Genomic DNA, 21,771 nt, shown 5'->3' with positions numbered 1-21,771 from the left:
AACAACCCATGACCCTGGCAGCTTGAGCCGGGAATACAGCCGGATCAGAGCTTAACTGCACCTTCAGGCTGTCCAACTGATGGGGTCCACCTCACTGTTAAGTCCCTCACCGGTGGACTAGGATAGCAAGCAAACTCAGTTAAACAGGACAGGAATCTTGCGGGCTACCCCCTTTCTCATCAACGGCAATTCCGAAACCCGGCCGCTTCTCCGCCTGGCATTCAACGAAGGTTTTTCCGAGCAGTGGCTACAGAAACAGCTGTTCAGGAATCCGCAAAGCCTTCCCTTTGGCGAGATTAATCCAGGATATCGAGAAGTCGTCCCCCTGTGCATGGAAATGAATACCGCCGCAGGCCCCATCGATATCGTCTACGTAACGCCGCAAGGAAAGTTGGTCATTGTCGAAACCAAACTCTGGAGAAATCCGGAAGCCAGGCGGAAAGTGATTGGGCAGATTCTGGATTACGCGAAGGAGCTACAGAACTGGAGCTACTCGGATCTTCAAAGGGAAGTCTCGCGCAGGACTGGAGAGAAGGGGAACGTCCCTTATGAAGTGGTCCGAAACCAGTATCCGATCACCGAAGAAGCCGAATTCGTTGATGGTGTCAGTAACTCGCTGGCACAAGGCGACTTCATGTTGGTGATCGCCGGCGATGGGATCAGAAGCGACACCCAAGCAATGATCCAGTATCTCGACAACACCGCAAACATGAAATTTACACTGGCGGTGATCGAAACAGCGGTCTATCAAACGGAAGATAAAGATCTGACCTTCATCCAGCCTCGGACACTATTCCAAACCAAAGAGATCCAGAGAACGGTATATATCACTGACTTCGGCGAGTCACCATCACCGGAGGGTGATCGAAGTTCCAGCCAACCCTCGCCGTTAATGACGCAATACCATCAATTCTGGAAAGAGTTTATCAACGACCTCAGGCTCGATGATCCAGACCAGCCAATGGCGAACCCGCTGGCCAAAGGCAATGTGTTTTTCACCATGCCGCCGTCCTCAACAACAGCATGGATAACACTCTATTTTTATAAAGCTAAGTCTGAAATCGGCTGTTTCTTGCGCCTGGCCAGCTCGGAAGAAGGGCTGTCGCTTTACCAGGAACTGAAAGACGATGCAGAGGCTATCAATAGTGAACTGCCGTTGACGGTTGAATGGGACGACAAAAACTGCCGGGTCATCACGCATCGGCGAATTGAGGGAGATTGGCCACCGGTCTCGGACGCAAGCGTAAAAGCATTTTTTTCAGAAACGCTGAATGCATTCGTAAACACTTTCCGACCACGTCTGGAAAGTTTGAGTACGTTCGATAGCTGAGCGAAATGCTTAGTGCTTCTTCAACCCACGGTAGTGATCACAGGCCCGACCCCACTCTCGCGCCAATCTGGGATCACTATTCCCCTTGGCTGCAACCGTCGCCGCATTGCAGGCCTGGCGAGCCTCATCCAAACGAGACATCACTGGGAACAAACCGGGACAAATCTATTTTTCAATCTTTTGGAAAATAGATCTGTCCCAGTTTTCGTGTCCCAGTTTTCGCCGTTTTCGGTCCAGTTTTTGGTCCCTAAACGAGCAGCGAACCCTCAACGCAAAGTAACCAACTCCCCTTCGACTTCAATACAGTTATGAGCTGCAGGAAGTCCAAAGAAGCTACCTGGCTTATTCTTCTGCACCTGATCAATCCGCACGTTCACCAGCAGGTCGCCAGTAACGCCCTGATCCTGCCCGTTCTGAATGGCATCATCCATTGCCCGTTGGAGGCGTGAGTCATTCGGCGGCCGACCCACCTGATGACAATCCTCTCCCTGAACCCGGGTGGCGTTGGTCGAATCATAGTCGAGGTTTCTAACGTTAAAGCTTGATGCTGCTGTAAAATGGCCAAGCCGGTACTCAGGGGTTTGGACTGCACAGCCCACCAACAATGAACTCATGGCAACTGCGATAATACCTTTGTTCACTACGACTCCTTATCCTCGATAATTGACTGTTTTATATATCACTCAGACTGAAGGGACAGGGTTCCACGACATTTCGGAAACGCCCCACAACCCCAAAACTCTTTACCGGCATGCTCCCCACGCTTGGTAACCCGCCGAACCATCTCTCCACCACAGTTCGGACAAGCAACAGCAGTCGCCTTTTTCTCTACGATGGTCTTAACGTGCCCCACGTGCTCACGACTGGTCCGGAGCGAGACCTCCAACCGCCCTGAAGCAACCCGCTCAATCACGTCCTCAATCTGCTCTGAAGTCAGCACCTCGTCCCGGTGCGACTTAATAAACCGAAGATACCCACCACCCTGAGTCACATTTGGGGGCATAGGTGTTTTGAACGTGGAATCCCCGACAAACACCACTAGGGAATGCACCTGCTGATCGCTCAGCCCGAGCAGATCCTCCACCGTTTTCAGGTGCTTGTAGTTCTGGTGCAACGGATTCTGAAACTTCTGCGAATGCCGATAGATCTTCTGCGTCCAATACCGCTGCCTCTCCCCACCATAAATCCACCCCTTCATATTCTTGGTCTCCACCACAAAAACCCCATAGGGAGACACGATCAGGTGATCAATCTGGGTAGTTCCATCCTCAGTCGGCAGGGTCACATTGCGAATCAGGTGGTAGGTCTTGTGGTCGAGAAGGAATCGAGCGGACAGGTTAACAACAGCCTCACCCACCCAGCCCTTGAATCGGGCGGAATTGAGGACAGCGACCAGCAAAAAGAGGGGAGCCAGGAACCAGAGTTTTTCCCACAGGGGCTGCAGGATGACGGTAAAATCCATTTTTTCGTCCAGATTAGCTTTATTACTTTTAGTTCACTCTACTCTAGAACATGACGCCTAACCAGTGTGAAAAAATTTGTTAAAGAGCCCCGCTGTGTCGTTACAAGACAATAAAAAAACCCGCCCCGGCAGAACCAGGACGGGCAAAACCTTAAACCGGTCTTTCAGCGGTCACGCTACCATCAGGTAACCACCCACCGCCGCCAGGCCAGCACCTACACCACGGGCAACCCGGTTATCCGCTTTCATCAGCAGCGCCCCAAGTCCACGTCCGGCAAAGGTAATACCCAGCGTCGCAATGGAGAACCCGGCCAGGTAAGCCGCCAGCACGGCACCAGAAGGCATTTCGGTACCGTGGGCATGGCCGTGGAATACCATGAACGCCATCACCAGCGCCGCTCCGACGGCCGTCGGCAGCTTGGCCATGGCGGCAATCAGGATGCCGGCGACGATGACGGACAGGACTATGCCGGTTTCAACACCTGGCAGGCCGATGCCTGCGAAGGCGAGGCCGGCGCCCAGGATCATGCCGCCTACCACGAACAGCGGGGTTGCGTTCTTCATGACATTTCCCTGGCGCACACTCCAGAAGCCGATGGCGGCCATGGCCAGCAGGTGGTCCAGGCCTAGTAGCGGGTGCAGCAGGCCGCTGGCGAAGCCACTGGTGCCATGGTCGTGGCCTGGGTGTGCGACGGCAGCGGTGGCGGTCAGCAGCAGGGCCGTAGTGGTGAGCAGTTTGGTTGTGAGTTTCATGGTGTACTCCTGGTTGTCTGAATTCGGGTTCCCGGCGGCTTAGGCGCTTTCGGCCTGCTTGTTCGGTCTGCGCTCAGGCAGCATGCCCTTCTCGAGAATGAAGCTGATGATCTCTTCCAGCCCTACGCCGTCGTACAGGTTGGTAAACACAAACGGCCGCTCACCCCGCATTTTCTTGCTGTCCCGGTCCATGACTTCCAGGGAGGCGTGGACCTGTTCGGCGATGTCGATCTTGTTGATGATCAGCAGGTCCGACTTGGTGATGCCGGGGCCGCCCTTGCGGGGGATTTTGTCGCCGGCGGAGACGTCGATGACGTAGAGGGTGAGGTCGCTGAGTTCCGGGCTGAAGGTGGCGGAGAGGTTGTCGCCGCCGGATTCGACCAGCACGAGTTCGAGGTCCGGGTGGCGGCTCTGGAGGTCGTCGATGGCCGCGAGGTTCATGGAGGCGTCTTCGCGGATCGCGGTGTGGGGGCAGCCGCCGGTTTCCACGCCCAGGATGCGGTCGGCTTCGAGGGCTTCGTGGCGGAGGAGGAAGTCGGCGTCTTCCCGGGTGTAGATGTCGTTGGTGACGACGGCGATGTTGTAGTGGTCTCGCAAGGCGAGGCACAGTTGGCGCAGCAGGGCGGTCTTGCCGGAACCTACTGGGCCCCCTACTCCTACTCTCAGACAGTGTTTCATGGTGGTGTCCTCTTATCTGTTAGCTCTGGGCGACAGCATTTCGAGCTTCAGGGAGGGCTGCAGGCTGAGATCCCTTTCCGGGACACGCCGTGAATCCGTCCATGGAGGCTCTTCAAAAACGTCCCTGTTTTTGAAGGTCCCGGAAAGGGATCTCAGCCCACAGCCTTCGTACTCTGTTGCAGTCCGCCCCGTTGTTTTAACTCCGGAATAGCCGGGAGTACTGTGTTTCATGTAAGGCACTGGCCAATGCCAGGCCCGGTAAGATCGGTCCGAGTTCTTCGTCGGTTCGGGTCAATGCGTCGTCCACGGCCACCACCAACTGGGGTCGCAACCGTTCTGTCAGTCGTTGCGCTGCCGTGTGGCCCAGGGGGAGTGCTTTGCAGGCCACCGCCAGCTGGTTTTCCAGCCAGGCCCAGGCGAAGCCGAGCAGGGTCTGGCGGACCGGGACGTTGCGCTTGTGGGCGGCCCAGGCGAACAGGGTGACGTAGCCGGGGGTGGCCGGTAGCAGGTCGTTGGTCGGGGCCAGGTTCAGGCTTTTGAGCAGCGTTAGCAGGGCCGCGCCCAGGCGGGTGTCTTCGTCCACCAGTTCGGCGGTTTCCCGGGTGGCGTGTAGCCACTGGTTCCAATGGTTGACCGTTTCTGCTTCCCCTTCGGCCCAGGCTGCCTGTAAGCGGACGAGCAAAGGCAGTTCGCAGCGGCTCAGGCCGTCGTCGAGGACGCCTTCCAGCCATTCGCCCAGCTCTGCCTCATTGTTGACCCAGCCAAGTTCGAAGGCGCTTTCCAGGCCCTGGGACCAGGCGAAGGCGCCGATGGGCAGGGCCGGGCTGACCAGTTGCATCAGGCCCAGCAGGGCCAGGTCAGCCTGGGGGTTTTGAACGCAAGTACCTTCAGTGTGCGTGGCCATGGCTGTGCCCGTGGTCGTGATCATGGCTGTGGCTATGGCTATGGCCGTTACTGTGTCCCTCGCGACCGGCTTTGTCGTAGGCGCCGGGCTCGGGGTCGAAGGGAGCCCGGTGGTGTTCCAGTGTCGCGCCCAGTCGTTCGGCCAGTTCTTCCAGCACGTGGTCCGGCGGGAAGCGGACCCAGCCTTTGCCCTGCCCTTCCATGCCGATGCTCAGCTGTACGTGGCGGTTGCCCAGGTGGTAGCAGAGCTTGGCCAGGGGCAGGCCTGCGTCGATGTGAGCGGTTACTACCGGCTCATCCGCTGCTTTTATACGGATGATCTCGCCGGTGTTGGCCTGCAGGCAGTCACCGTCGCGCAGCACCGGGCCCCGGTCGAGGAACAGGCCGACGTCGTGGCCGGTGTCGCTTGTGGCCCGCAGGCGGCCGCGGATGCGCAGTTCCAGGGGCAGGGTCAGGGTGTCGTGGATTTCCGCCTGTTCCATGGGCTCGATGCGTTGTGTCAGTTCCAGCATTTGGTCATTCCTCAGAACAGGTGGTAGCGCTGGGCCAGGGGCAATTCGGTGGCCGGTTCGCAGGTGAGCAGTTCGCCGTCGGCGTGCACTTCGTAGGTTTGCGGGTCTACGGTCAGGTGCGGGCAGGCGTCGTTGAGTTTGAGGTCGCCCTTGCGCACGTTTCGCACGTTCTTGCAGGCGGAAAGCGTGCTGCGCAGGCCCAGCTCCTTGCCGATGCCGGCATCGAATGCGGCCTGGCTGACAAAACTGAGCCGGGTCTGGCTGGCTGCGCGGCCGAAGGCGCCGAACATGGGGCGGTAGTGGACGGGCTGCGGTGTGGGTATGGAGGCGTTGGGGTCGCCCATGGGTGCAGCCGCAATCATGCCGCCCTTGATGATGGTGGAGGGCTTGGTGCCGAAGAACGCCGGTTTCCACAGCACCAGGTCGGCCAGCTTGCCCACTTCGACAGAGCCGACATCGTGGGCGATGCCGTGGGTGATGGCGGGGTTGATGGTGTACTTGGCGATGTAGCGCCTGGCGCGGAAGTTGTCGGCGCCCCGCGCTTCGTCTTCCGGCAGCAGGCCGCGCTGGACTTTCATCTTGTGGGCGGTCTGCCAGGTACGGCATACCACTTCGCCCACCCGGCCCATGGCCTGGGAGTCGGAGGCGATCATGGAGATGACGCCCATGTCCTGGAGGATGTCTTCCGCTGCGATGGTCTCGCGACGGATGCGGCTGTCGGCGAAGGCCACGTCTTCCGGGATGTTGGGGTCCAGGTGGTGGCAGACCATGAGCATGTCCAGGTGCTCGTCGATGGTGTTGACGGTGTAGGGTCGTGTGGGGTTGGTGGACGACGGCAGCACATAGTCTTTCGAGCACGCGGTGATGATGTCCGGGGCGTGGCCGCCGCCGGCGCCTTCGGTGTGGTAGGTGTGGATGCACCGTTCCTTGAACGCCGCCAGGGTGTCTTCCACAAAGCCGGACTCGTTGAGGGTGTCGGTGTGGATGGCGATCTGGACGTCGTATTTGTCGGCGACGGTCAGGCAATTGTCAATGGACGCGGGGGTGGTGCCCCAGTCTTCGTGGAGTTTGAGGCCCATGGCGCCGTACTTGAGCTGCAGTTCCAGGGACTCGGGCAGGCTGGCGTTGCCCTTGCCGAGGAAGCCGATGTTCATGGGCATGTCGTCGACGGCCTGGAGCATTTTGCCGATGTGCCAGGGGCCCGGGGTGCAGGTGGTGGCGTTGGTGCCGGTGGCCGGGCCGGTGCCGCCACCGAGCATGGTGGTGATTCCGCTCATAAGGGCTTCGTCCACCTGCTGGGGGCAGATGAAGTGGATGTGGGCGTCGATGCCGCCGGCGGTGAGGATTTTGCCTTCGCCGGCGATGATTTCGGTGCCGGGGCCGATGACGATCTGGACATCGGGTTGGGTGTCGGGGTTGCCGGCTTTGCCGATGGCGGCGATTCTGCCGCCCTGGATGCCGACGTCGGCTTTGACGATGCCCCACCAGTCGAGGATCAGGGCGTTGGTGATGACGGTGTCCATGACGGTGTGGTCGGCCCGCTGGCTCTGGCCCATGCCGTCACGGATGACTTTGCCGCCGCCGAATTTGACTTCGTCGCCGTAGTGGGTGGCGTCGCTTTCGACTTCGATCCACAGTTCGGTGTCGCCCAGGCGGACGCGGTCCCCGGTGGTGGGGCCGTACATGTCGGCGTAGGCCTGTCTGCTTATTTTCATTGGGTGCCTCGCTTTCCTTGGTTGAGCGTAGGTGCCATGTCTGTTCTTTGACTCTGGGGGGCAGGAGCCGCTCGGGTGACCCTTTCCGGGACACGCCGTGGATCCTTCCCTGGAGGCTCTTCGAAAACCTTTTTTGCTAATTGCTCCTGCGTCGCAAAAAAGGTCCAGGCCTGGCCTTCCCTGGCCAGACCGTGGAACGCTGTTCGCGTCCCACCCATGTTTTTGAAGGTCCCGGAAAGGGTCACCCGACCGTCTCCCCGGACCTTGGTTGCAGCCCTCAGAGCTTTCCCATTACTTCTGCTCGAAAACCGTAGATCTCTCTTCCGCCAGTGAACGGTATTAAGGTCACTTCTCTCGTTTGCCCTGGCTCAAACCGGATCGCTGTACCAGCCGCCACGTCGAGGCGGTAACCGCGAGCCTTTTTTCGATCGAACCGCAGCGCCGGGTTGGTTTCGGCGAAGTGGTAGTGGGAGCCGACCTGAATCGGGCGGTCGCCGGTGTTGGCCACTTCGACGGTGATGCGTTCTCGGCCGGCACAGAGTTCGATGTCGCCGTCCTGGATTTGGTATTCGCCGGGAATCATAAGAAAAAGCCTCCGTTAAAGGCGGATGAGAAGCGTTGGCAAGGCAGCCAATGCAAGCGGATCGCCGCCCGGGCCAAAGAAGGCGAAAAAGCGCAGTTTATGCATGTATAAATGAGCATTTTGAGCCTTCTTTTAACGCCGCAGTGGCAACGCAGGTAGCTTCTCATCCGGCTTTCAGACTATGGGGTTGTGGACCGTGACCAGCTTGGTGCCGTCTGGAAAAGTCGCTTCCACCTGGACTTCGTCCACCATTTCCGCCACGCCTTCCATGACGTCGTCACGGGTGAGCACTTCGCGGCCGGCGCTCATCATGTCGGCGACGCTGCGGCCTTCCCGGGCGCCTTCCATGATTTCGGCGCTGATGAGGGCGACGGCTTCGGGGTAGTTGAGCTTCAGGCCCTTGGCCTTGCGTCGTTCCGCCAGCAGGGCGGCGGTGAAGAGCATCAGCTTGTCTTTGTCTCTGGGTGTCAGTTCCATCGTTTTGCTCCGATGTGTCCGGTGTTCGGCTTTAGCCCCTCTCCCTTACGCGGGAGAGGGGTTGGGGAGAGGGGGGGACTACCCGCACGGTGTTTGCGGCCTTGGGCGCCTTTGGCGCCTCCCCCTCACCCCGGCCCTCTCCCTCCAGGGGAGAGGGGGGTTAATGCTTCAATTTTGTGCCAGGTCCGCTAACTGCTAGGTCAGCCAGATTCTTGGTACATGGGCCGGCTGGCCGGTCAGTCTTGGCCTCAGTATTTCCCAGGCCTGTTGGCAAATGGCCCAGGCTTCGTTGCGTTGGTTACCCAGGTAGCGCAGCAGGAGGACGCCGCCCCGCCGGGTGACGGCCCAGCGGGGGTTGTCCGGGAGTTCTGCGCGCAGGTGTTCGATAGCGTCGGCCTCGTTGTCCAGCCCTACGGTCCACAGGGTGGCCTGTACGGTGTGGCCGCCCTGCCCCCATTTGCCTTTAAAGCGGCGGTGTTTGGGGTCGAGGGTCTGGCGTTCCTGCCACACGGGGGTACCGTCGCGGGTCAGGTGGAAGCGCTGTTGCAGCTGGCCGGTGGCGAAGGGCAGTTCGCTGGCTGGGCGGCCGAGGGCGAGCACTTCCCAACCGATGAAGCGGCTGCGGCTGCCCATTTCAATGGTGGTGGTCTGGGTGCCACGGGAACCGTCGAAGGCGAGGGTTTCCTGGGGCAGGTATTCCAGGGTGCCGCCGTCGTCCACAGTCAGCTTTGTATGCTGGGCCCAGGCGACGCCGTGGCTGTCCGCCTTGTAGAGCTTGGCGGCGGCCGGGGTGGTCAGCAGGGCATGGGCACCGGTGCCAACACTGGCATTGATCTGTAACGCATCACCGCTGACCAGTCCCCCCGGTGGGTGCAACAGGTAGACGTGGCAGCAGCCGTGGCGGCCTTCCGGGTAGAAGGGCCGCTGCACCCGCAACGGGCCGCAATGGCGAGCGGTGGTCATGCGGGTCACCGGGCGGCCGTCCTGTTGTCGGCCCTCAAAGCCCAGGGTCAGGCTGGCGGCCCAGCGGCGGCCCTGGTCGAAGCGGTGGCCGGAATCGGCCATCTCCGGTAGTGGCTGATAGATGGTCATACTGTCAGGTACTGCTTGATGAGTTCATCGGACAGCTCGCCGATTTCGCCCTCGGCCATGCGCCGGCCCCGGTCGAGGATGGCGAAGCGGTCGGCGTATTTGCGGGCAAAGGGCAGCTTCTGCTCCACCAGTAACACGGTCAGGCCATCTTCCGCGATCAGCTTGCGGATGACTTCGCCGATCTGGGCGACGATGTTGGGTTGGATGCCCTCCCCCGGCTCGTCCAGGATCAGCAGCCTGGGCTCGATGACCAGCGCGCGGCCGATGGCCAGTTGTTGTTGCTGGCCACCGGAGAGGTCGCCACCGCGACGGTTCTTCATTTCCCTGAGGACCGGGAACAGTTCGTAGATCCGCTCCGGGATGATTTTCTGGCCATCGCCCCGGGCCGCGAGGCCGGTGCGCAGGTTTTCTTCCACGGTGAGCAGCGGAAAGATCTGCCGGCCCTGGGGCACGTAGCCGATGCCCAGCCGGGCCCGCTGTTCCAGGGGTTGCTTGATGAGGTCCAGTTCGTCGGCAAAGCGTATGCTGCCGCTTTCAACCTTTTCCTCGCCCATGATGCATTTCATCAGGGTGGTCTTGCCGACGCCGTTGCGGCCCATCACGCAGGTGCACTGGCCCTGGGGCACGTCCAGGTCCAGGTCCCAGAGGGTGTGGCTCTCGCCGTAGTACTGGTTGAGTTTCTCGATCTGCAACATTCAGGCGTCCTCCCCCAGGTAGACCTTGATCACTTCCGGGTCGTTGGAGACCTGGTCCATGGTGCCTTCTGCCAGCACACTGCCCTGGTGCAGGACGGTGACCTTGCGGGCGATGGAGCGGACAAAACCCATGTCGTGCTCAACCACCACCACGGACTGCTTGCCCGCCAGGCTGGTGAGCAGGTCGGCAGTGCGCTCCATTTCCTGTTCCGTCATGCCGGCCACCGGCTCGTCCACCAGCAGCAGGCGCGGGCGTTGCATCAACAGCATGCCAATCTCCAGCCACTGTTTCTGGCCGTGGGAGAGAATGCCGGCGGGATGATCCCGCAGGTCTTTCAGGTGGATGGTTTCCAGCACGGCATCGATGCGCTCCCGGTGCTCCGGTTTCAGGGTGGCGGTCAGTGTGGGGAATACCCGTTTGTCTGCAGCCATGGCCAGCTCCAGGTTCTCGAAGACGCTCAGGGCCTCAAACACCGTGGGCTTCTGGAACTTTCGGCCGATGCCGAGGCTGGCAATATCCGGCTCGTTCATCTGCAGCAGGTTGTGGCGGCTGCCGAACCAGACAGAACCAGTATCGGGCCGGGTCTTGCCGGTGATGATGTCCATCATGGTGGTCTTGCCGGCGCCGTTGGGGCCGATAATGCAGCGCAGCTCGCCGTCATCGATGGTCAGGTTGAGGTTGTTGATGGCCTTGAAACCGTCAAAGCTGACGTTGACGTCCTCCATATACAGGATCGGGCCGTGGCGCACGTCCACCGGGGAGTCCGTGGGCGTAAGGAAGCTGAAGACCTGATCCCGGTTGGCCAGTTCGGACATGATGCTCATGGCGTGGCCTCCGCGGCAGTGGCGGGTTGCGACGGCCCGGAGCCGACATCGATGGGCTTGCGGCGCTTCTTCAACAGGCCGGCGATCCCCTGGGGCAGGAACACCGTGACCAGCACGAACAACGCCCCCAGGGCAAACAACCAGGCATCCGGCATCACACCGGTGAACACGGTCTTGGCGTAGTTCACCAGGATGGCGCCGATGACCGCACCGTAGAGAGTGGCGCGACCGCCTAGGGCCACCCACACCACGATCTCGATGGAGAACAGCGGCGAAAACTCGCTGGGGTTGATGATGCCCACCTGGGGCACGTAAAGCGCTCCGGCCACACCCGCCAGCATGGCGGAGACCACGAATACGAACAGCTGGACCCGCTCTACCCGGTAACCCAGGAAGCGGGTGCGGGCTTCGGCATCCCGGCAGGCGACGCTGACGCGGCCCAGCTTGCTGGTGACGATAGCCCGGCACACCAGGTAGCCGAGAGCCAGTGCGATACCCGTGGCGATGAACAGTCCCAGCCGAACCTCGTCGGTGCGCAGGTTGAAGCCCAGGATGTCGCGGAAGTCGGTCAGGCCGTTGTTGCCGCCGAAACCCATTTCGTTGCGGAAGAAGGCCAGCATCAGGGCGAAGGTCAGCGCCTGGGTGATGATGGACAGGTAGACGCCGGTCACCCGGGAGCGGAACGCCAGCCAGCCGAAAACCAGCGCCAGGGCCCCGGGCACCAGCAGCACCATGGCGAAGGCAAACCAGGCCATGTCGAAGCCGTACCAGTACCAGGGCAGCTCCTGCCAGTTCAGGAACACCATGAAGTCCGGCAGGACGGGATCACCATAGGTGCCCCGATCGCCGATCTGGCGCATCAGGTACATGCCCATGGCGTAGCCACCCAGGGCGAAGAAGGCGCCATGGCCCAGGCTGAGAATGCCCAGGTAACCCCATACCAGGTCCACAGCCACCGCCAACAGGGCGTAGCACAGGTATTTACCCAGCAGGGTGACGGTGTAGGCACTGACATGCAGGGCATGCCCTTCCGGCAGCGCCACGTGCAGCACGCTGACCACCAGCAGTGCCATGAAGAGGATTCCGAGGAACAACTGAGTCGACCGTTCCTGTAGAGGTCTGGTTAGCCACATAACAGGTGTCCTGTCTTGCTAATTGTTTGATTGGCGCGGATATAAGTGGTCATAAAGGGCATCCTATGCCTCTGCCGCTCGGCCTTTCTGGGGGAAGAGCCCCTTCGGCCGTTTCTGGATAAACAGGATGATGAACACCAGCACGATGATCTTGGCCAGTACCGCACCGGCCCATGGCTCGAGCAACTGGTTGATGGTGCCCAGGGTCAGGCCCGCCACCAGGGTGCCCCAGAGATTGCCCACACCACCGAACACCACCACCATGAAGGAGTCGATGATGTAGTTCTGGCCCAGGTTGGGACCCACGTTGGTGAGCTGGGACAGGGCCACGCCCGCCAGCCCGGCGACGCCGGAACCCAGGGCGAAGGTCATGATGTCGACGCGGGTAGCCCGGATACCCATGGAACGGGCCATGGCGCGGTTCTGGGTGACGGCGCGTACTTCCAGCCCCAGCCGGGTACGGCGCATGATGAGCATGAGCGCTGCGAACACCACCAGGGCGAAACCCAGCACATACATGCGGTTAAGGGTCAGCGACAGGGCATCGTTGATAACCAGTGAGCCACTCATCCATTCCGGGCTGACCACGGTGCGGTTCTGGGGAGAGATCACGGTTCGCACCAGTTGCTGCAGGATCAGGCTGATGCCGAAGGTGGCCAGCAGGGTTTCCAGCGGGCGCCCCTTGAGGAACTGGATCACACTGCGCTCAATTGCGATGCCTGCCAGCGCTGCGACCAGGAAACCGGCCGGGATAGAGAGAATCAATGCCAGGCCCGGCTGGCCTGGCAGCAGTTGCTGCATGCCCCAGGTGGTGTAGGCACCCAGCATGATGAGTTCGCCGTGGGCCATGTTGATGACGCCCATCACGCCGAAGGTGATGGCCAGGCCAATAGCGGCAAGTACGAGTACCGAGCCGAGCGAGAGGCCAAAATAGAGGGTCTCGGCCGTCTTGTTCAGCTTCAGCTTCTGCTCAATGGAGCCCAGCGCCTGTTCGGCAGCGGGCCTGAGGGCCGGGTCTTCCGAGGCCACGGCGTTATTGAGCGCGGCCCGGGCACGGGGGTGAAGGCTGCCCGCCAGCACGCTGATCGCTTCCGCACTGCCCTGCTCTTCAATCTGGTAGATGGCCACAGCCAGTTCCAGGCGACTGCGGATGTCGGCATCCGGCTCTTCTTCGATACGAGCGGTGACATCCCCGACAATGGCCCCATCCACCTTGCCCATCAGGTCGAGGGCTGCGGCCTCTCGCACCCCGACGTCATTCGCGTACAGGTCCATCATCGCCATGACGCCTTCCAGCTGACGGCGGATCGCGTTATTGACCGCGATCCGGTCCAGGTCACGCCGGGACATTTCCCCCAGGTTTTCACCGGTCAATGCATCGGCCACTTCCCAGTCGCGGCCACGGTTGTTGAGTACGACGACGATCTGGCCGGTGTCCTTTACCTGGCTCAGGCGATTGTTGCCGTAGGCGTCCATCCAGTCGCGGGCCCGTTCATGGCCACTGGTGGCGATGGCCTTGATGGCCGTTTCGGTGTCCCGGGGCGAGGCTTCTGCCAACTGTTCCAGTAGTGCCTCGGCAGAGTCCCCCTCCTGGGCTGTCGCCAGGCCGGGGGCTGTCAGCAAGACAATAAGCAAGACGGTGAGCCATCTGGGGATGCTCATGGTGTGGTCCTGTCAGCTTTCTGGTGAATAATTTGCCACTGAATCCACGGCCCTTCGACAAGCTCCCTTCGACAGGCTCAGGGCGAACGGGACACAGAAAAAAGTGGCAAGAGAGACCGGGGCGGTGACGCCACCCCGGTCCGTGGGCCGGTTACTCCGCTGCGGCCGCCTGCTCACCGGCAGACGCACCACACTTGCCTTCCTTGACGTTGAAATTGCCGCAGCGCATGGGGGCACGCCAGTCAGCAATCAGGTCCCGCGAGCCGGGCAGGAAATCCGACCAGGCATCGCCAGCGACGGTGGACGGTGTCTGCCAGACAATGGAGAACTGGCCATTGTCCTGGATCTCACCGATCAGCACCGGCTTGGTGATGTGATGGTTCGGCATCATGGTGGCGTAGCCGCCGGACAGGTTGGGCACGGTGACACCGATGATGGCGTCCTTGACCGCATCCACCTCGGTGGTTTCGGCTTTCTGCACCGCTTCAACCCACATGTTGAAGCCGATGTAGTGGGCTTCCATGGGATCGTTGGTGACCGCTGCCTCGTCGCCGGTGTACTCGATCCACTGGTCGATGAAGTCATAGTTGGCGTCAGAATCCACGCTCATGAAGTAGTTCCACGCGGCCAGGTGGCCCACCAGCGGACCGGTATCAATACCGGAGAGCTCCTGCTCACCCACCGAGAAGGCAACCACCGGGATGTCGGTGGCCGAAATGCCCTGGTTGCCCAGCTCACGGTAGAAAGGCACGTTGGCATCACCGTTGATGGTGGACACCACGGCAGTCTTCTTTCCGGCAGAACCGAAACTCTTGATATCCGAGACGATGTTCTGCCAGTCCGAATGGCCGAAGGGGGTGTAGTTGATCATGATGTCTTCGGCGGCCACGCCCTGGTCCTTGAGGTAGGTCTCAAGGATCTTGTTGGTGGTGCGCGGGTAGACGTAGTCGGTGCCCGCCAGTACCCAGCGCTCAACGCCGAGTTCGTTCATCAGGTAATCAACAGCCGGGATGGCCTGCTGGTTGGGAGCCGCGCCGGTATAGAAGACGTTCTCGGAAGACTCTTCACCTTCGTACTGGACCGGGTAGAACAGCAGGCCGTTGAGTTCCTCCACCACCGGCAACACCGACTTACGGGAGACTGAGGTCCAGTTGCCGAAGATGACGTCCACCTTTTCCTGGGCCAGCAGCTCGCGAGCCTTCTCGGCGAACAGCGGCCAGTTGGAAGCAGGGTCCACCACCACGGCTTCAAGTTCACGGCCCAGCAGACCTCCCTCGGCGTTCTGTTGTTCGATGAGCATTTCCACGGTGTCTTTCAGTACCGTTTCACTGATGGCCATGGTGCCGGAGAGGGAATGCAGGATGCCCACCTTGATGGGATCTTCCTGGGCATGGGCGAGATTCATTCCGGTACCCAGTGCAGTAGCCAGTGCAACGCTGGCCAGACGCTTCTTGAATGTTGTCACGTGCCTATCCTCGTTCTCAGGTTATGGGTGCGCCGTTATGGCGCGGAGCGACATTTCTCCGATCGCTTCATGCACTGGGTTTTGCAACAGGTGTGCCACAGCAAAGTGCCATTTTTTTATTCTTTTAAATCATCAGGATAGGACAACAGCAAAACCTAAAAGCCCATACAGGGATCCCCAATTGGTGCGCCGCGCAACAAGATACGCACCGCAATGAGGCGCCCTGGTAAGGAAAGAGGCGATTATGGTGCAGTGAACTGATCGCGCACCGGCAGAAGGCAGGCAATCGCTGCAGGCAGGTCCGCAAATTCGCAAATCAAACGCCGCTATACAGGCGATAGGCCGCCGCGAAACTTGACCTGCGTCAGTCGCCACGTATGATCAGGATCGTGCACTTTTAAGGGAGTCTTATGATTCTTCAGCCCTGTTCTGCCGACTGTCGGCCCAAGCCAGGCATGAACCCGGCCCTGTCGCACGTGCCCGCCATTCATCTCAGCGGACGCCTGCCCTATTTTCCGGACCCGCCCGTCGCTTCCCGGTAAGCGTCTTGGTGCGGCCACATCCTGGCCGCAATACTGTCCTTTACTGGCAGTAGCAGGATTTCAGGGCGAGGCCCGTTTTACGGCCTCTCCACCGACCAGAAGAATTGAGAAAAGAGGTTGCGATGACACTGTCGCTGGTGGTGTTACTACCATTTCTGGGGGCCATTGCTGCGCCCCTGTTCGCCCAGGGTGGGCGAACCGCGATTGCCATAGCCTCATCGGTGCCGGCACTGCTGGCATTAGCCACGCTGTTCCCCATGTGGGGCACACTGGCGGAAGGCGGCACCATCGTACAGAGCCTGGAGTGGCTGCCTCAGCTCGGCATTAACCTGAGCTTCCGGCTGGACGGACTGTCGCTGATGTTCGCCCTGCTGATCCTGCTGATTGGCCTGCTGATCATCCTCTATGCCCGCTACTACCTGAAACCCCAGGAAAACGTCGGCAAATTCTACGCCCTGCTGCTGTGTTTCAAGGGCTCCATGCTGGGCATTGTCCTGTCCAGCAACCTGCTCCTGATGATGGTGTTCTGGGAGCTCACCAGCCTGACGTCCTTCCTGCTGATCAGCTTCTGGAACCACAAACAGGACGCGCGCCGGGGTGCCCGTATGGCCCTGGCTATCACGGGGGGCGGTGGCCTGGCCCTGCTGGCCGGCATCCTGTTGATCGGCCGCATTGTCGGCTCCTTTGAACTGGACGATGTACTGGCCGCCGGCGACCAGATCAAGGCCCACGCGCTCTACCCGTACGCGCTGACCCTGGTCCTGCTGGGGGCCTTTACCAAGTCTGCCCAGTTCCCGTTCCATTTCTGGCTGCCCCACGCCATGCAGGCACCCACCCCGGTTTCAGCCTACCTGCACTCGGCGACCATGGTGAAAGCGGGTATCTTCCTGATGGCGCGGCTTTACCCGGCCCTGGCCGGTACCGAGCAATGGTTCTTCATGGTCAGTTTTACCGGCATGATCACCCTGCTGATAGGCGCCTATGTCGCCCTCTTCAAGCACGACCTGAAAGGCCTGCTGGCCCACTCAACGGTCAGTCACCTGGGCCTGATCACCCTGCTGCTGGGCATGGGTACCGAGCTGGCGGCGGTGGCGGCGCTGTTCCATATCATCAACCACGCCACCTTCAAGGCGTCCCTGTTTATGGCGGCCGGCATTATCGACCACGAGACCGGTACCAGGGATATGCGACAGATCAACGGCCTGTGGAAATACATGCCCCATACCGCCACCCTGGCGATGGTGGCGGCAGCGTCCATGGCCGGGGTACCACTGCTTAACGGCTTCCTGTCCAAGGAAATGTTCTTTGCCGAAGCCCTGAGCCTGAACCTGCCGGGCATCTGGGCATGGATTCCGCCCATTGTAGCCACGCTGGCCGGCATTTTTGCGGTGGCCTACTCCGCCCGCTTTATCCACGACGTGTTCTTTAACGGAAAACCCCGAAACCTGCCGATCTACCCGCCCCATGAACCACCCAGGTACATGAAGATCCCGGTGGAGATCCTGGTGGTCGCCTGTATCCTGGTGGGTGTATTCCCGGCGTTTTCGGTAGGTCCGCTCCTCAATGCAGCAGCCTCTGCGACCCTGGCCGGCGAGGTACCCGACTACGGGCTGGCTGTATTCCACGGCTTCAACCTGCCGCTGATGATGAGCGTGGCAGCCTTTGTCGGTGGCCTGATCATGTATTCACAGCGCCAGAAGTTCTTTGATTTCCATGCCCGCTTCAAGGAAATCGACGAAAAGGCGGTTTTCGAGGCGGTGGTGTCCTGGCTGGTTGAGCGCGCCAACAGCTTCACCGCGCTACTGGAGAATGGTTCACTACAGCGCTACGCGATGCTGCTGGTGGTCAGCGCCATTGTGGTTGCAGCTGTACCACTGACCGGCATGGACCTGATTGGCAGTAACGGCCTGACGGCCATCGACCCTCCGACGGCCGTGGGTGCCGCTATCCTGATCTTCTGCACACTGGGCACTGTGTATCTCCACCGGGAGCGACTGACCTCGCTGATTATGCTCAGTGTGGTCGGCCTGCTGGTGTCGCTGACCTTTGCCCGGCTATCCGCCCCGGACCTGGCCATGACCCAGATTTCGGTGGAAGTGGTGACCATCATCCTGTTGATGCTGGCCCTCTACTACCTCCCCTCCTGGACGCCGACGGAAGCCTCGGCGGGACGCCGAACCCGCGACCTGGCCATCGCTGGCGTTGCCGGCGTGGGCATGACCCTGGTCACCCTCTCCATGCTGACCAGTCCATTCAGCTCCATCTCCGATTATTTCCTGCAGAACAGTAAACCGGGCGGAGGCGGCACCAACGTGGTCAACGTGATCCTGGTGGACTTCCGGGGCTTTGATACCCTTGGTGAAATCACGGTGCTGGCCATCGCTGCGCTGGGCATCTTCGCCATGCTGCGCAACCGTCAGCTGTCGGCTCCCCCCACTGATGGCCAAGGCCACCCCTGGGCATTTGACGCACATCCCACCATGCTCAAGCAGATGTCGCGTCCCCTGCTGCCACTGGCACTGATGGTGTCGGTATATATCTTCCTTCGGGGCCACAACCTGCCCGGTGGTGGCTTTATCGCCGGGCTGATAACCGCAGTGGCCCTGCTGATCCAGTACATTGCCAGTGGTGTCAACTGGACGCAGGCGCGAATTACCATGGGCTACCACAATGTCATTGCACTGGGGCTGCTCTTCGCCACCATAGCCGGTGCCGGCAGCCTGGCTTATGGCTACCCCTTCCTCACCAGCACATTCACCTACCTGGAATGGCCGGTGGTGGGCAAGTTCGAAGTGGCCTCCGCCCTGGTGTTTGATCTGGGCGTCTACCTGACCGTCGTCGGTGCCACCCTGCTGGCCCTGGTCAGTCTCGGCAAGCTGACCCCTGCCGGCCGGCCGCTGACCCGTACTGAAGCACGGAAGGAGTCATAACTATGGAACTCGCCTTCGCTCTCATTATCGGGTCACTCACCTTCTCCGGCGTCTACCTGGTACTCCGTGCCCGGACATTTCCGGTGGTGGTGGGGCTGACCCTGCTGTCCTACGGCGTCAATCTGTTCCTGTTCTCCACCGGGCGCCTGATGACTGGCGGCCAGCCCATCATCGGCAGTACGGACACCTACTCGGACCCGCTGCCCCAGGCCCTGGTACTGACCGCCATTGTTATCGGCTTTGCCATGACGGCGTTCGTGGTGGTGTTGTCGCTCCGCTCCCGGGCAGATACCGGGGATGACCATGTGGATGGCAATATCCCGAGAGAGGAACCCGAAGATCACCAGAGTATCGAGCAACCCCGGGAGGAGACCGGCCAATGAATCACTGGCTTACTGCGCCTGTCCTGATCCCCCTGATTGGCGGCTTCCTGCAGGTCTTCATGGGGTACGCTCCACTGAGTCTGCGCCGAACCCTGGGCCTGGCCACCACTGGCCTGCTGCTGGTCAGCACCGTGATCCTGCTGATGTTGGCCGATGACGGCAGCTATCGGGCCTACGCCTTTGGCAACTGGGCACCACCGTTCGGTATTGTGCTGGTGCTGGACCGACTGGCGGCATTGATGCTGTTCATTACTGCCCTGCTGGCCCTGTTCTGCCACCTGTTCTCACTGGGGCGGACCGATGTCAGCAGCCGCCAGTTCCACGCCCTTTTCCTGTTCCAGCTGATGGGGCTGAACATAGCCTTCCTGACTGGCGACCTGTTCAACCTGTTTGTTGCATTCGAGGTTTTGCTGATCGCATCCTACGGCCTGTTGCTCCATGGCGAGGGTACTGCACGCACGGTTCCCAGCCTGCACTATGTGGTCCTGAACCTGGCAGGTTCTGCGCTGTTCCTGATCAGCGTGGGGATGATCTACAGCGTTACCGGCACGCTCAATATGGCAGACCTGGCCCGGATCATTCCGGAGCTTGGGGCCGCGGACCTGCCCCTGGTTGAGGCCGGCGGCATGATCCTGCTGGTGGTATTCGCCCTCAAGGCGGCCCTGCTGCCCCTGACCTTCTGGCTACCCCGGGCCTACGCCAGCGCCACTGCCCCCGTGGCAGCACTGTTCGCGGTCATGACCAAAGTGGGCGTCTACGCCATTATCCGCGTCTATACCCTGCTTTTCGGCGAAAATGCCGGGGCGCTGGCCAACCTGGGTATGGACTGGGTGTTCCCACTGGCCCTGCTGACCATGATTGTAGGCGTGATCGGGATGATGGGCTCCGGTGGGCTTCGTACCATGGTGGCCTGGCAGGTAGTGGTATCGGTAGGCACCATTCTGGCGGCCTTTTCCCTGGTCAGCAAAGAAGGCCTGTCATCGGCCCTGTTCTATATGGTGCACACCACCTGGGTGGCCGCGGGGCTGTTCCTGGTGGTGGACCTGATCGCCGGCCAGCGGGGTTCCGCGGGCGACAAGATCGTCACAGCCCCCCGGATGCGTAACCGCACGTTTATCAGTGTCATGTTCATGCTGGGCGCTGTTTCAGCGGCGGGGCTACCTCCCCTGAGCGGGTTCTTTGCCAAACTGCTGATCATGAGTGCCGCGGTTCCCGGGCTTCAAATGGCAGCGCTCTGGGCGGTTATCCTGTTCGCCGGCTTCCTGTCGCTGGTCGCCTACAGCCGGGCGGGGAGTATCGTTTTCTGGCGCAACGTGGACGGTCACATTGATCAACCGGAACGACTGAACTTTCCCCACACCGTAGGCGCAGGTGCACTGGTTGCCATGAGCGTTGTGATCGTGTTCGGCGCCGGGCCGCTCAGTGACTATACCGATGCCGCCGCCGAGCAGTTGCGGGACACATCCGCCTACACGAGCATCCTGGACACTGCTATGGTCGGGGAGGACGAATAATGACAGCTGCACGTTTTGGTTTTCCGCAACCCTGGCTGTCGGTTGCGCTGTTTATTGTCTGGCAGTTCCTGGCCGATGGTGTGACCGGGGCCAGTGTCGTCATGGGACTGATCCTGGGTATCGTGATTCCCCAGATCACCCGCCAATTCTGGCCCGACAGCCCACGCATGCAAAAGCCCTGGGTACTGGTGCGCTACCTGGTCGTGGTGTTGTATGACATTGTGGTGGCAAGCGTAACTGTCACCATCCTGATTCTCAGCCCGCGACAGCCACGGTCGGCGTTCGTTTCCTACCCGCTCAAGCTGGAACATCCGCTGGGGATCACCATCCTGGCCAGCACCATATCCCTGACCCCGGGCACGGTCAGTGCGGACGTCAGTGATGACGGCACTCTTCTGCTGATCCATGCCCTGGACGTGGATGACGATGCGGAGTTGATCCGCTCCATCCACCAGCGTTACGAGAAGCCCCTGCTGGAGATGTTCCGATGATGACCATCGCGCTCTACATCACGCTGGCCCTCGTTGGCGTGGCAGTCCTGCTGAACGTGTACCGACTGGTCCAGGGCCCGGATGCCCCCGACCGCATCCTCGCCCTGGATACCCTGTACATCAATGGCATCGCCCTGGTTATCCTGCTGGACCTGGTGCTCGGCACCCGGCTTTACCTGGAGGTCGCCCTGCTGATGGCCGTTATGGGCTTTGTCGGCACCGTGGCCATGGCCAAGTACCTCAAGCGCGGCAGCGTTATTGAATAAGGAGTCACGATCATGGAATCCCTGCCTTTCGTTGCCGAACTGATCATCAGCGCCCTGCTGGTTTCCGGCGGGTTCTTCAGCCTGGTAGGTGCCCTGGGGCTGTCCCGGCTGCCAGACTTCTATGCCCGCCTTCACGGCCCCACCAAGGCCACTACCCTGGGTGTTGGCAGTGTGGTGATCGCCTCGATGATGTACTTCACCCTGAAAACCGGTGAGGTCGCCATTGCAGAAGTACTGGTCACCCTGTTCCTGTTCCTTACTGCACCGGTCAGCGCCAATATCCTGGCCAAGGCCGCCATGCACCAGCAGGTCAAGTGCATGAAGGACACCCGGGGCCAACCCTGGAGCCAATAATGGCCC

At 60.7% G+C, this 21,771-nt stretch carries 22 protein-coding genes; 7 read left to right on the top strand and 15 right to left on the bottom strand.

Going from position 1 to position 21,771, the window contains the following annotated elements:
- Positions 1-157: 157 nt before the first annotated feature.
- Complete coding sequence (locus BM036_RS10415; RefSeq protein ID WP_091851433.1) at positions 158-1,330, top strand: PDDEXK family nuclease; 1,173 nt, start codon at positions 158-160, stop codon at positions 1,328-1,330.
- A 266-nt stretch (positions 1,331-1,596) separates the two neighbouring features.
- On the opposite strand, the gene BM036_RS10410 is transcribed toward BM036_RS10415, so the two are convergent.
- The 15 genes from BM036_RS10410 to urtA form a co-directional block, all read right to left on the bottom strand.
- Positions 1,597-1,971 (bottom strand): hypothetical protein, encoded by a 375-nt coding sequence (locus BM036_RS10410; RefSeq protein WP_091851429.1) that lies wholly within the window; start codon positions 1,969-1,971, stop codon positions 1,597-1,599.
- A gap of 38 nt (positions 1,972-2,009) precedes the next feature.
- Complete coding sequence (locus tag BM036_RS10405; protein ID WP_091851426.1) at positions 2,010-2,792, bottom strand: nuclease-related domain-containing protein; 783 nt, start codon at positions 2,790-2,792, stop codon at positions 2,010-2,012.
- Positions 2,793-2,963: 171 nt separating this feature from the next.
- Complete coding sequence (locus tag BM036_RS10400; protein ID WP_091851423.1) at positions 2,964-3,545, bottom strand: HupE/UreJ family protein; 582 nt, start codon at positions 3,543-3,545, stop codon at positions 2,964-2,966.
- A gap of 39 nt (positions 3,546-3,584) precedes the next feature.
- Positions 3,585-4,223: an urease accessory protein UreG gene (ureG, locus tag BM036_RS10395; protein ID WP_091851420.1), complete on the bottom strand. Its 639-nt coding sequence runs from the start codon at positions 4,221-4,223 to the stop codon at positions 3,585-3,587.
- Positions 4,224-4,419: 196 nt separating this feature from the next.
- Positions 4,420-5,127, bottom strand: coding sequence for an urease accessory protein UreF (locus tag BM036_RS10390; RefSeq protein WP_091851417.1), 708 nt, complete (start codon positions 5,125-5,127; stop codon positions 4,420-4,422).
- Positions 5,111-5,638: an urease accessory protein UreE gene (gene ureE, locus BM036_RS10385; RefSeq protein WP_091851414.1), complete on the bottom strand. Its 528-nt coding sequence runs from the start codon at positions 5,636-5,638 to the stop codon at positions 5,111-5,113. Before ureE ends, BM036_RS10390 begins: the two co-directional genes overlap by 17 nt.
- A gap of 11 nt (positions 5,639-5,649) precedes the next feature.
- Positions 5,650-7,353 (bottom strand): urease subunit alpha, encoded by a 1,704-nt coding sequence (gene ureC, locus BM036_RS10380; protein ID WP_091851411.1) that lies wholly within the window; start codon positions 7,351-7,353, stop codon positions 5,650-5,652.
- A 277-nt stretch (positions 7,354-7,630) separates the two neighbouring features.
- Positions 7,631-7,936, bottom strand: a complete 306-nt coding sequence (locus BM036_RS10375) for an urease subunit beta (RefSeq protein WP_091851408.1) — start codon at positions 7,934-7,936, stop codon at positions 7,631-7,633.
- 174 nt (positions 7,937-8,110) lie between these two features.
- Positions 8,111-8,413 (bottom strand): urease subunit gamma, encoded by a 303-nt coding sequence (ureA, locus tag BM036_RS10370; protein WP_091851405.1) that lies wholly within the window; start codon positions 8,411-8,413, stop codon positions 8,111-8,113.
- 195 nt (positions 8,414-8,608) lie between these two features.
- Positions 8,609-9,505, bottom strand: a complete 897-nt coding sequence (locus BM036_RS10365) for an urease accessory protein UreD (protein ID WP_091851402.1) — start codon at positions 9,503-9,505, stop codon at positions 8,609-8,611.
- Positions 9,502-10,200 carry an urea ABC transporter ATP-binding subunit UrtE gene (urtE, locus tag BM036_RS10360; protein ID WP_091851399.1) on the bottom strand — a complete coding sequence of 233 codons (699 nt, stop codon included), beginning with the start codon at positions 10,198-10,200 and terminating at the stop codon, positions 9,502-9,504. The genes BM036_RS10365 and urtE overlap by 4 nt, the downstream gene beginning before the upstream one ends.
- A complete protein-coding gene (gene urtD / locus BM036_RS10355; protein ID WP_091851396.1) occupies positions 10,201-11,025 on the bottom strand; it encodes an urea ABC transporter ATP-binding protein UrtD in 825 nt (274 codons plus the stop codon).
- Complete coding sequence (gene urtC / locus BM036_RS10350) at positions 11,022-12,158, bottom strand: urea ABC transporter permease subunit UrtC (protein ID WP_091851394.1); 1,137 nt, start codon at positions 12,156-12,158, stop codon at positions 11,022-11,024. The genes urtD and urtC overlap by 4 nt, the downstream gene beginning before the upstream one ends.
- Before the next feature lie 63 nt (positions 12,159-12,221).
- Positions 12,222-13,820 carry an urea ABC transporter permease subunit UrtB gene (gene urtB / locus BM036_RS10345; protein WP_091851391.1) on the bottom strand — a complete coding sequence of 533 codons (1,599 nt, stop codon included), beginning with the start codon at positions 13,818-13,820 and terminating at the stop codon, positions 12,222-12,224.
- Between the two features lie 151 nt (positions 13,821-13,971).
- Positions 13,972-15,225, bottom strand: coding sequence for an urea ABC transporter substrate-binding protein (gene urtA, locus BM036_RS10340; protein ID WP_091851467.1), 1,254 nt, complete (start codon positions 15,223-15,225; stop codon positions 13,972-13,974).
- A gap of 724 nt (positions 15,226-15,949) precedes the next feature.
- Between urtA and BM036_RS10335 the strand changes: the two genes are divergently transcribed.
- The 6 genes from BM036_RS10335 to BM036_RS10310 are packed head-to-tail and all read left to right on the top strand — an operon-like array spanning position 15,950 to position 21,765.
- Entirely contained in the window at positions 15,950-18,757 is a 2,808-nt protein-coding gene (locus BM036_RS10335; protein ID WP_091851388.1) for a monovalent cation/H+ antiporter subunit A, read from the top strand.
- Positions 18,758-18,759: 2 nt separating this feature from the next.
- Positions 18,760-19,140 carry a Na+/H+ antiporter subunit C gene (locus BM036_RS10330; protein WP_091851383.1) on the top strand — a complete coding sequence of 127 codons (381 nt, stop codon included), beginning with the start codon at positions 18,760-18,762 and terminating at the stop codon, positions 19,138-19,140.
- A complete protein-coding gene (locus BM036_RS10325) occupies positions 19,137-20,654 on the top strand; it encodes a monovalent cation/H+ antiporter subunit D (RefSeq protein ID WP_091851380.1) in 1,518 nt (505 codons plus the stop codon). Before BM036_RS10330 ends, BM036_RS10325 begins: the two co-directional genes overlap by 4 nt.
- Entirely contained in the window at positions 20,654-21,145 is a 492-nt protein-coding gene (locus BM036_RS10320; protein WP_091851377.1) for a Na+/H+ antiporter subunit E, read from the top strand. Before BM036_RS10325 ends, BM036_RS10320 begins: the two co-directional genes overlap by 1 nt.
- A complete protein-coding gene (locus tag BM036_RS10315; protein WP_091851374.1) occupies positions 21,142-21,411 on the top strand; it encodes a K+/H+ antiporter subunit F in 270 nt (89 codons plus the stop codon). The genes BM036_RS10320 and BM036_RS10315 overlap by 4 nt, the downstream gene beginning before the upstream one ends.
- Positions 21,412-21,432: 21 nt before the next feature.
- A complete protein-coding gene (locus BM036_RS10310) occupies positions 21,433-21,765 on the top strand; it encodes a Na+/H+ antiporter subunit G (RefSeq protein WP_091851464.1) in 333 nt (110 codons plus the stop codon).
- The last annotated feature ends 6 nt before the right edge of the window (positions 21,766-21,771 follow it).

Source organism: Marinobacter segnicrescens, from assembly GCF_900111555.1.
Lineage (GTDB): Bacteria > Pseudomonadota > Gammaproteobacteria > Pseudomonadales > Oleiphilaceae > Marinobacter > Marinobacter segnicrescens.
The sequence above is the reverse complement of the archived record's forward strand: the minus strand, read 5'-3'. Positions and strand labels throughout refer to the sequence as shown.

What these genes read in the sequence shown, in the direction of transcription:
- BM036_RS10405 (WP_091851426.1), bottom strand. Translation starts at nt 2,792, where the DNA reads ATGGATTTTACCGTCATCCTGCAGCCCCTGTGGGAAAAACTCTGGTTC.
- BM036_RS10400 (WP_091851423.1), bottom strand. Translation starts at nt 3,545, where the DNA reads ATGAAACTCACAACCAAACTGCTCACCACTACGGCCCTGCTGCTGACC.
- ureG (WP_091851420.1), bottom strand. Translation starts at nt 4,223, where the DNA reads ATGAAACACTGTCTGAGAGTAGGAGTAGGGGGCCCAGTAGGTTCCGGC.
- BM036_RS10390 (WP_091851417.1), bottom strand. Translation starts at nt 5,127, where the DNA reads ATGGCCACGCACACTGAAGGTACTTGCGTTCAAAACCCCCAGGCTGAC.
- ureE (WP_091851414.1), bottom strand. Translation starts at nt 5,638, where the DNA reads ATGCTGGAACTGACACAACGCATCGAGCCCATGGAACAGGCGGAAATC.
- ureC (WP_091851411.1), bottom strand. Translation starts at nt 7,353, where the DNA reads ATGAAAATAAGCAGACAGGCCTACGCCGACATGTACGGCCCCACCACC.
- BM036_RS10375 (WP_091851408.1), bottom strand. Translation starts at nt 7,936, where the DNA reads ATGATTCCCGGCGAATACCAAATCCAGGACGGCGACATCGAACTCTGT.
- ureA (WP_091851405.1), bottom strand. Translation starts at nt 8,413, where the DNA reads ATGGAACTGACACCCAGAGACAAAGACAAGCTGATGCTCTTCACCGCC.
- BM036_RS10365 (WP_091851402.1), bottom strand. Translation starts at nt 9,505, where the DNA reads ATGACCATCTATCAGCCACTACCGGAGATGGCCGATTCCGGCCACCGC.
- urtE (WP_091851399.1), bottom strand. Translation starts at nt 10,200, where the DNA reads ATGTTGCAGATCGAGAAACTCAACCAGTACTACGGCGAGAGCCACACC.
- urtD (WP_091851396.1), bottom strand. Translation starts at nt 11,025, where the DNA reads ATGAGCATCATGTCCGAACTGGCCAACCGGGATCAGGTCTTCAGCTTC.
- urtC (WP_091851394.1), bottom strand. Translation starts at nt 12,158, where the DNA reads ATGTGGCTAACCAGACCTCTACAGGAACGGTCGACTCAGTTGTTCCTC.
- urtB (WP_091851391.1), bottom strand. Translation starts at nt 13,820, where the DNA reads ATGAGCATCCCCAGATGGCTCACCGTCTTGCTTATTGTCTTGCTGACA.
- urtA (WP_091851467.1), bottom strand. Translation starts at nt 15,225, where the DNA reads ATGAATCTCGCCCATGCCCAGGAAGATCCCATCAAGGTGGGCATCCTG.
- BM036_RS10335 (WP_091851388.1), top strand. Translation starts at nt 15,950, where the DNA reads ATGACACTGTCGCTGGTGGTGTTACTACCATTTCTGGGGGCCATTGCT.
- BM036_RS10330 (WP_091851383.1), top strand. Translation starts at nt 18,760, where the DNA reads ATGGAACTCGCCTTCGCTCTCATTATCGGGTCACTCACCTTCTCCGGC.
- BM036_RS10325 (WP_091851380.1), top strand. Translation starts at nt 19,137, where the DNA reads ATGAATCACTGGCTTACTGCGCCTGTCCTGATCCCCCTGATTGGCGGC.
- BM036_RS10320 (WP_091851377.1), top strand. Translation starts at nt 20,654, where the DNA reads ATGACAGCTGCACGTTTTGGTTTTCCGCAACCCTGGCTGTCGGTTGCG.
- BM036_RS10315 (WP_091851374.1), top strand. Translation starts at nt 21,142, where the DNA reads ATGATGACCATCGCGCTCTACATCACGCTGGCCCTCGTTGGCGTGGCA.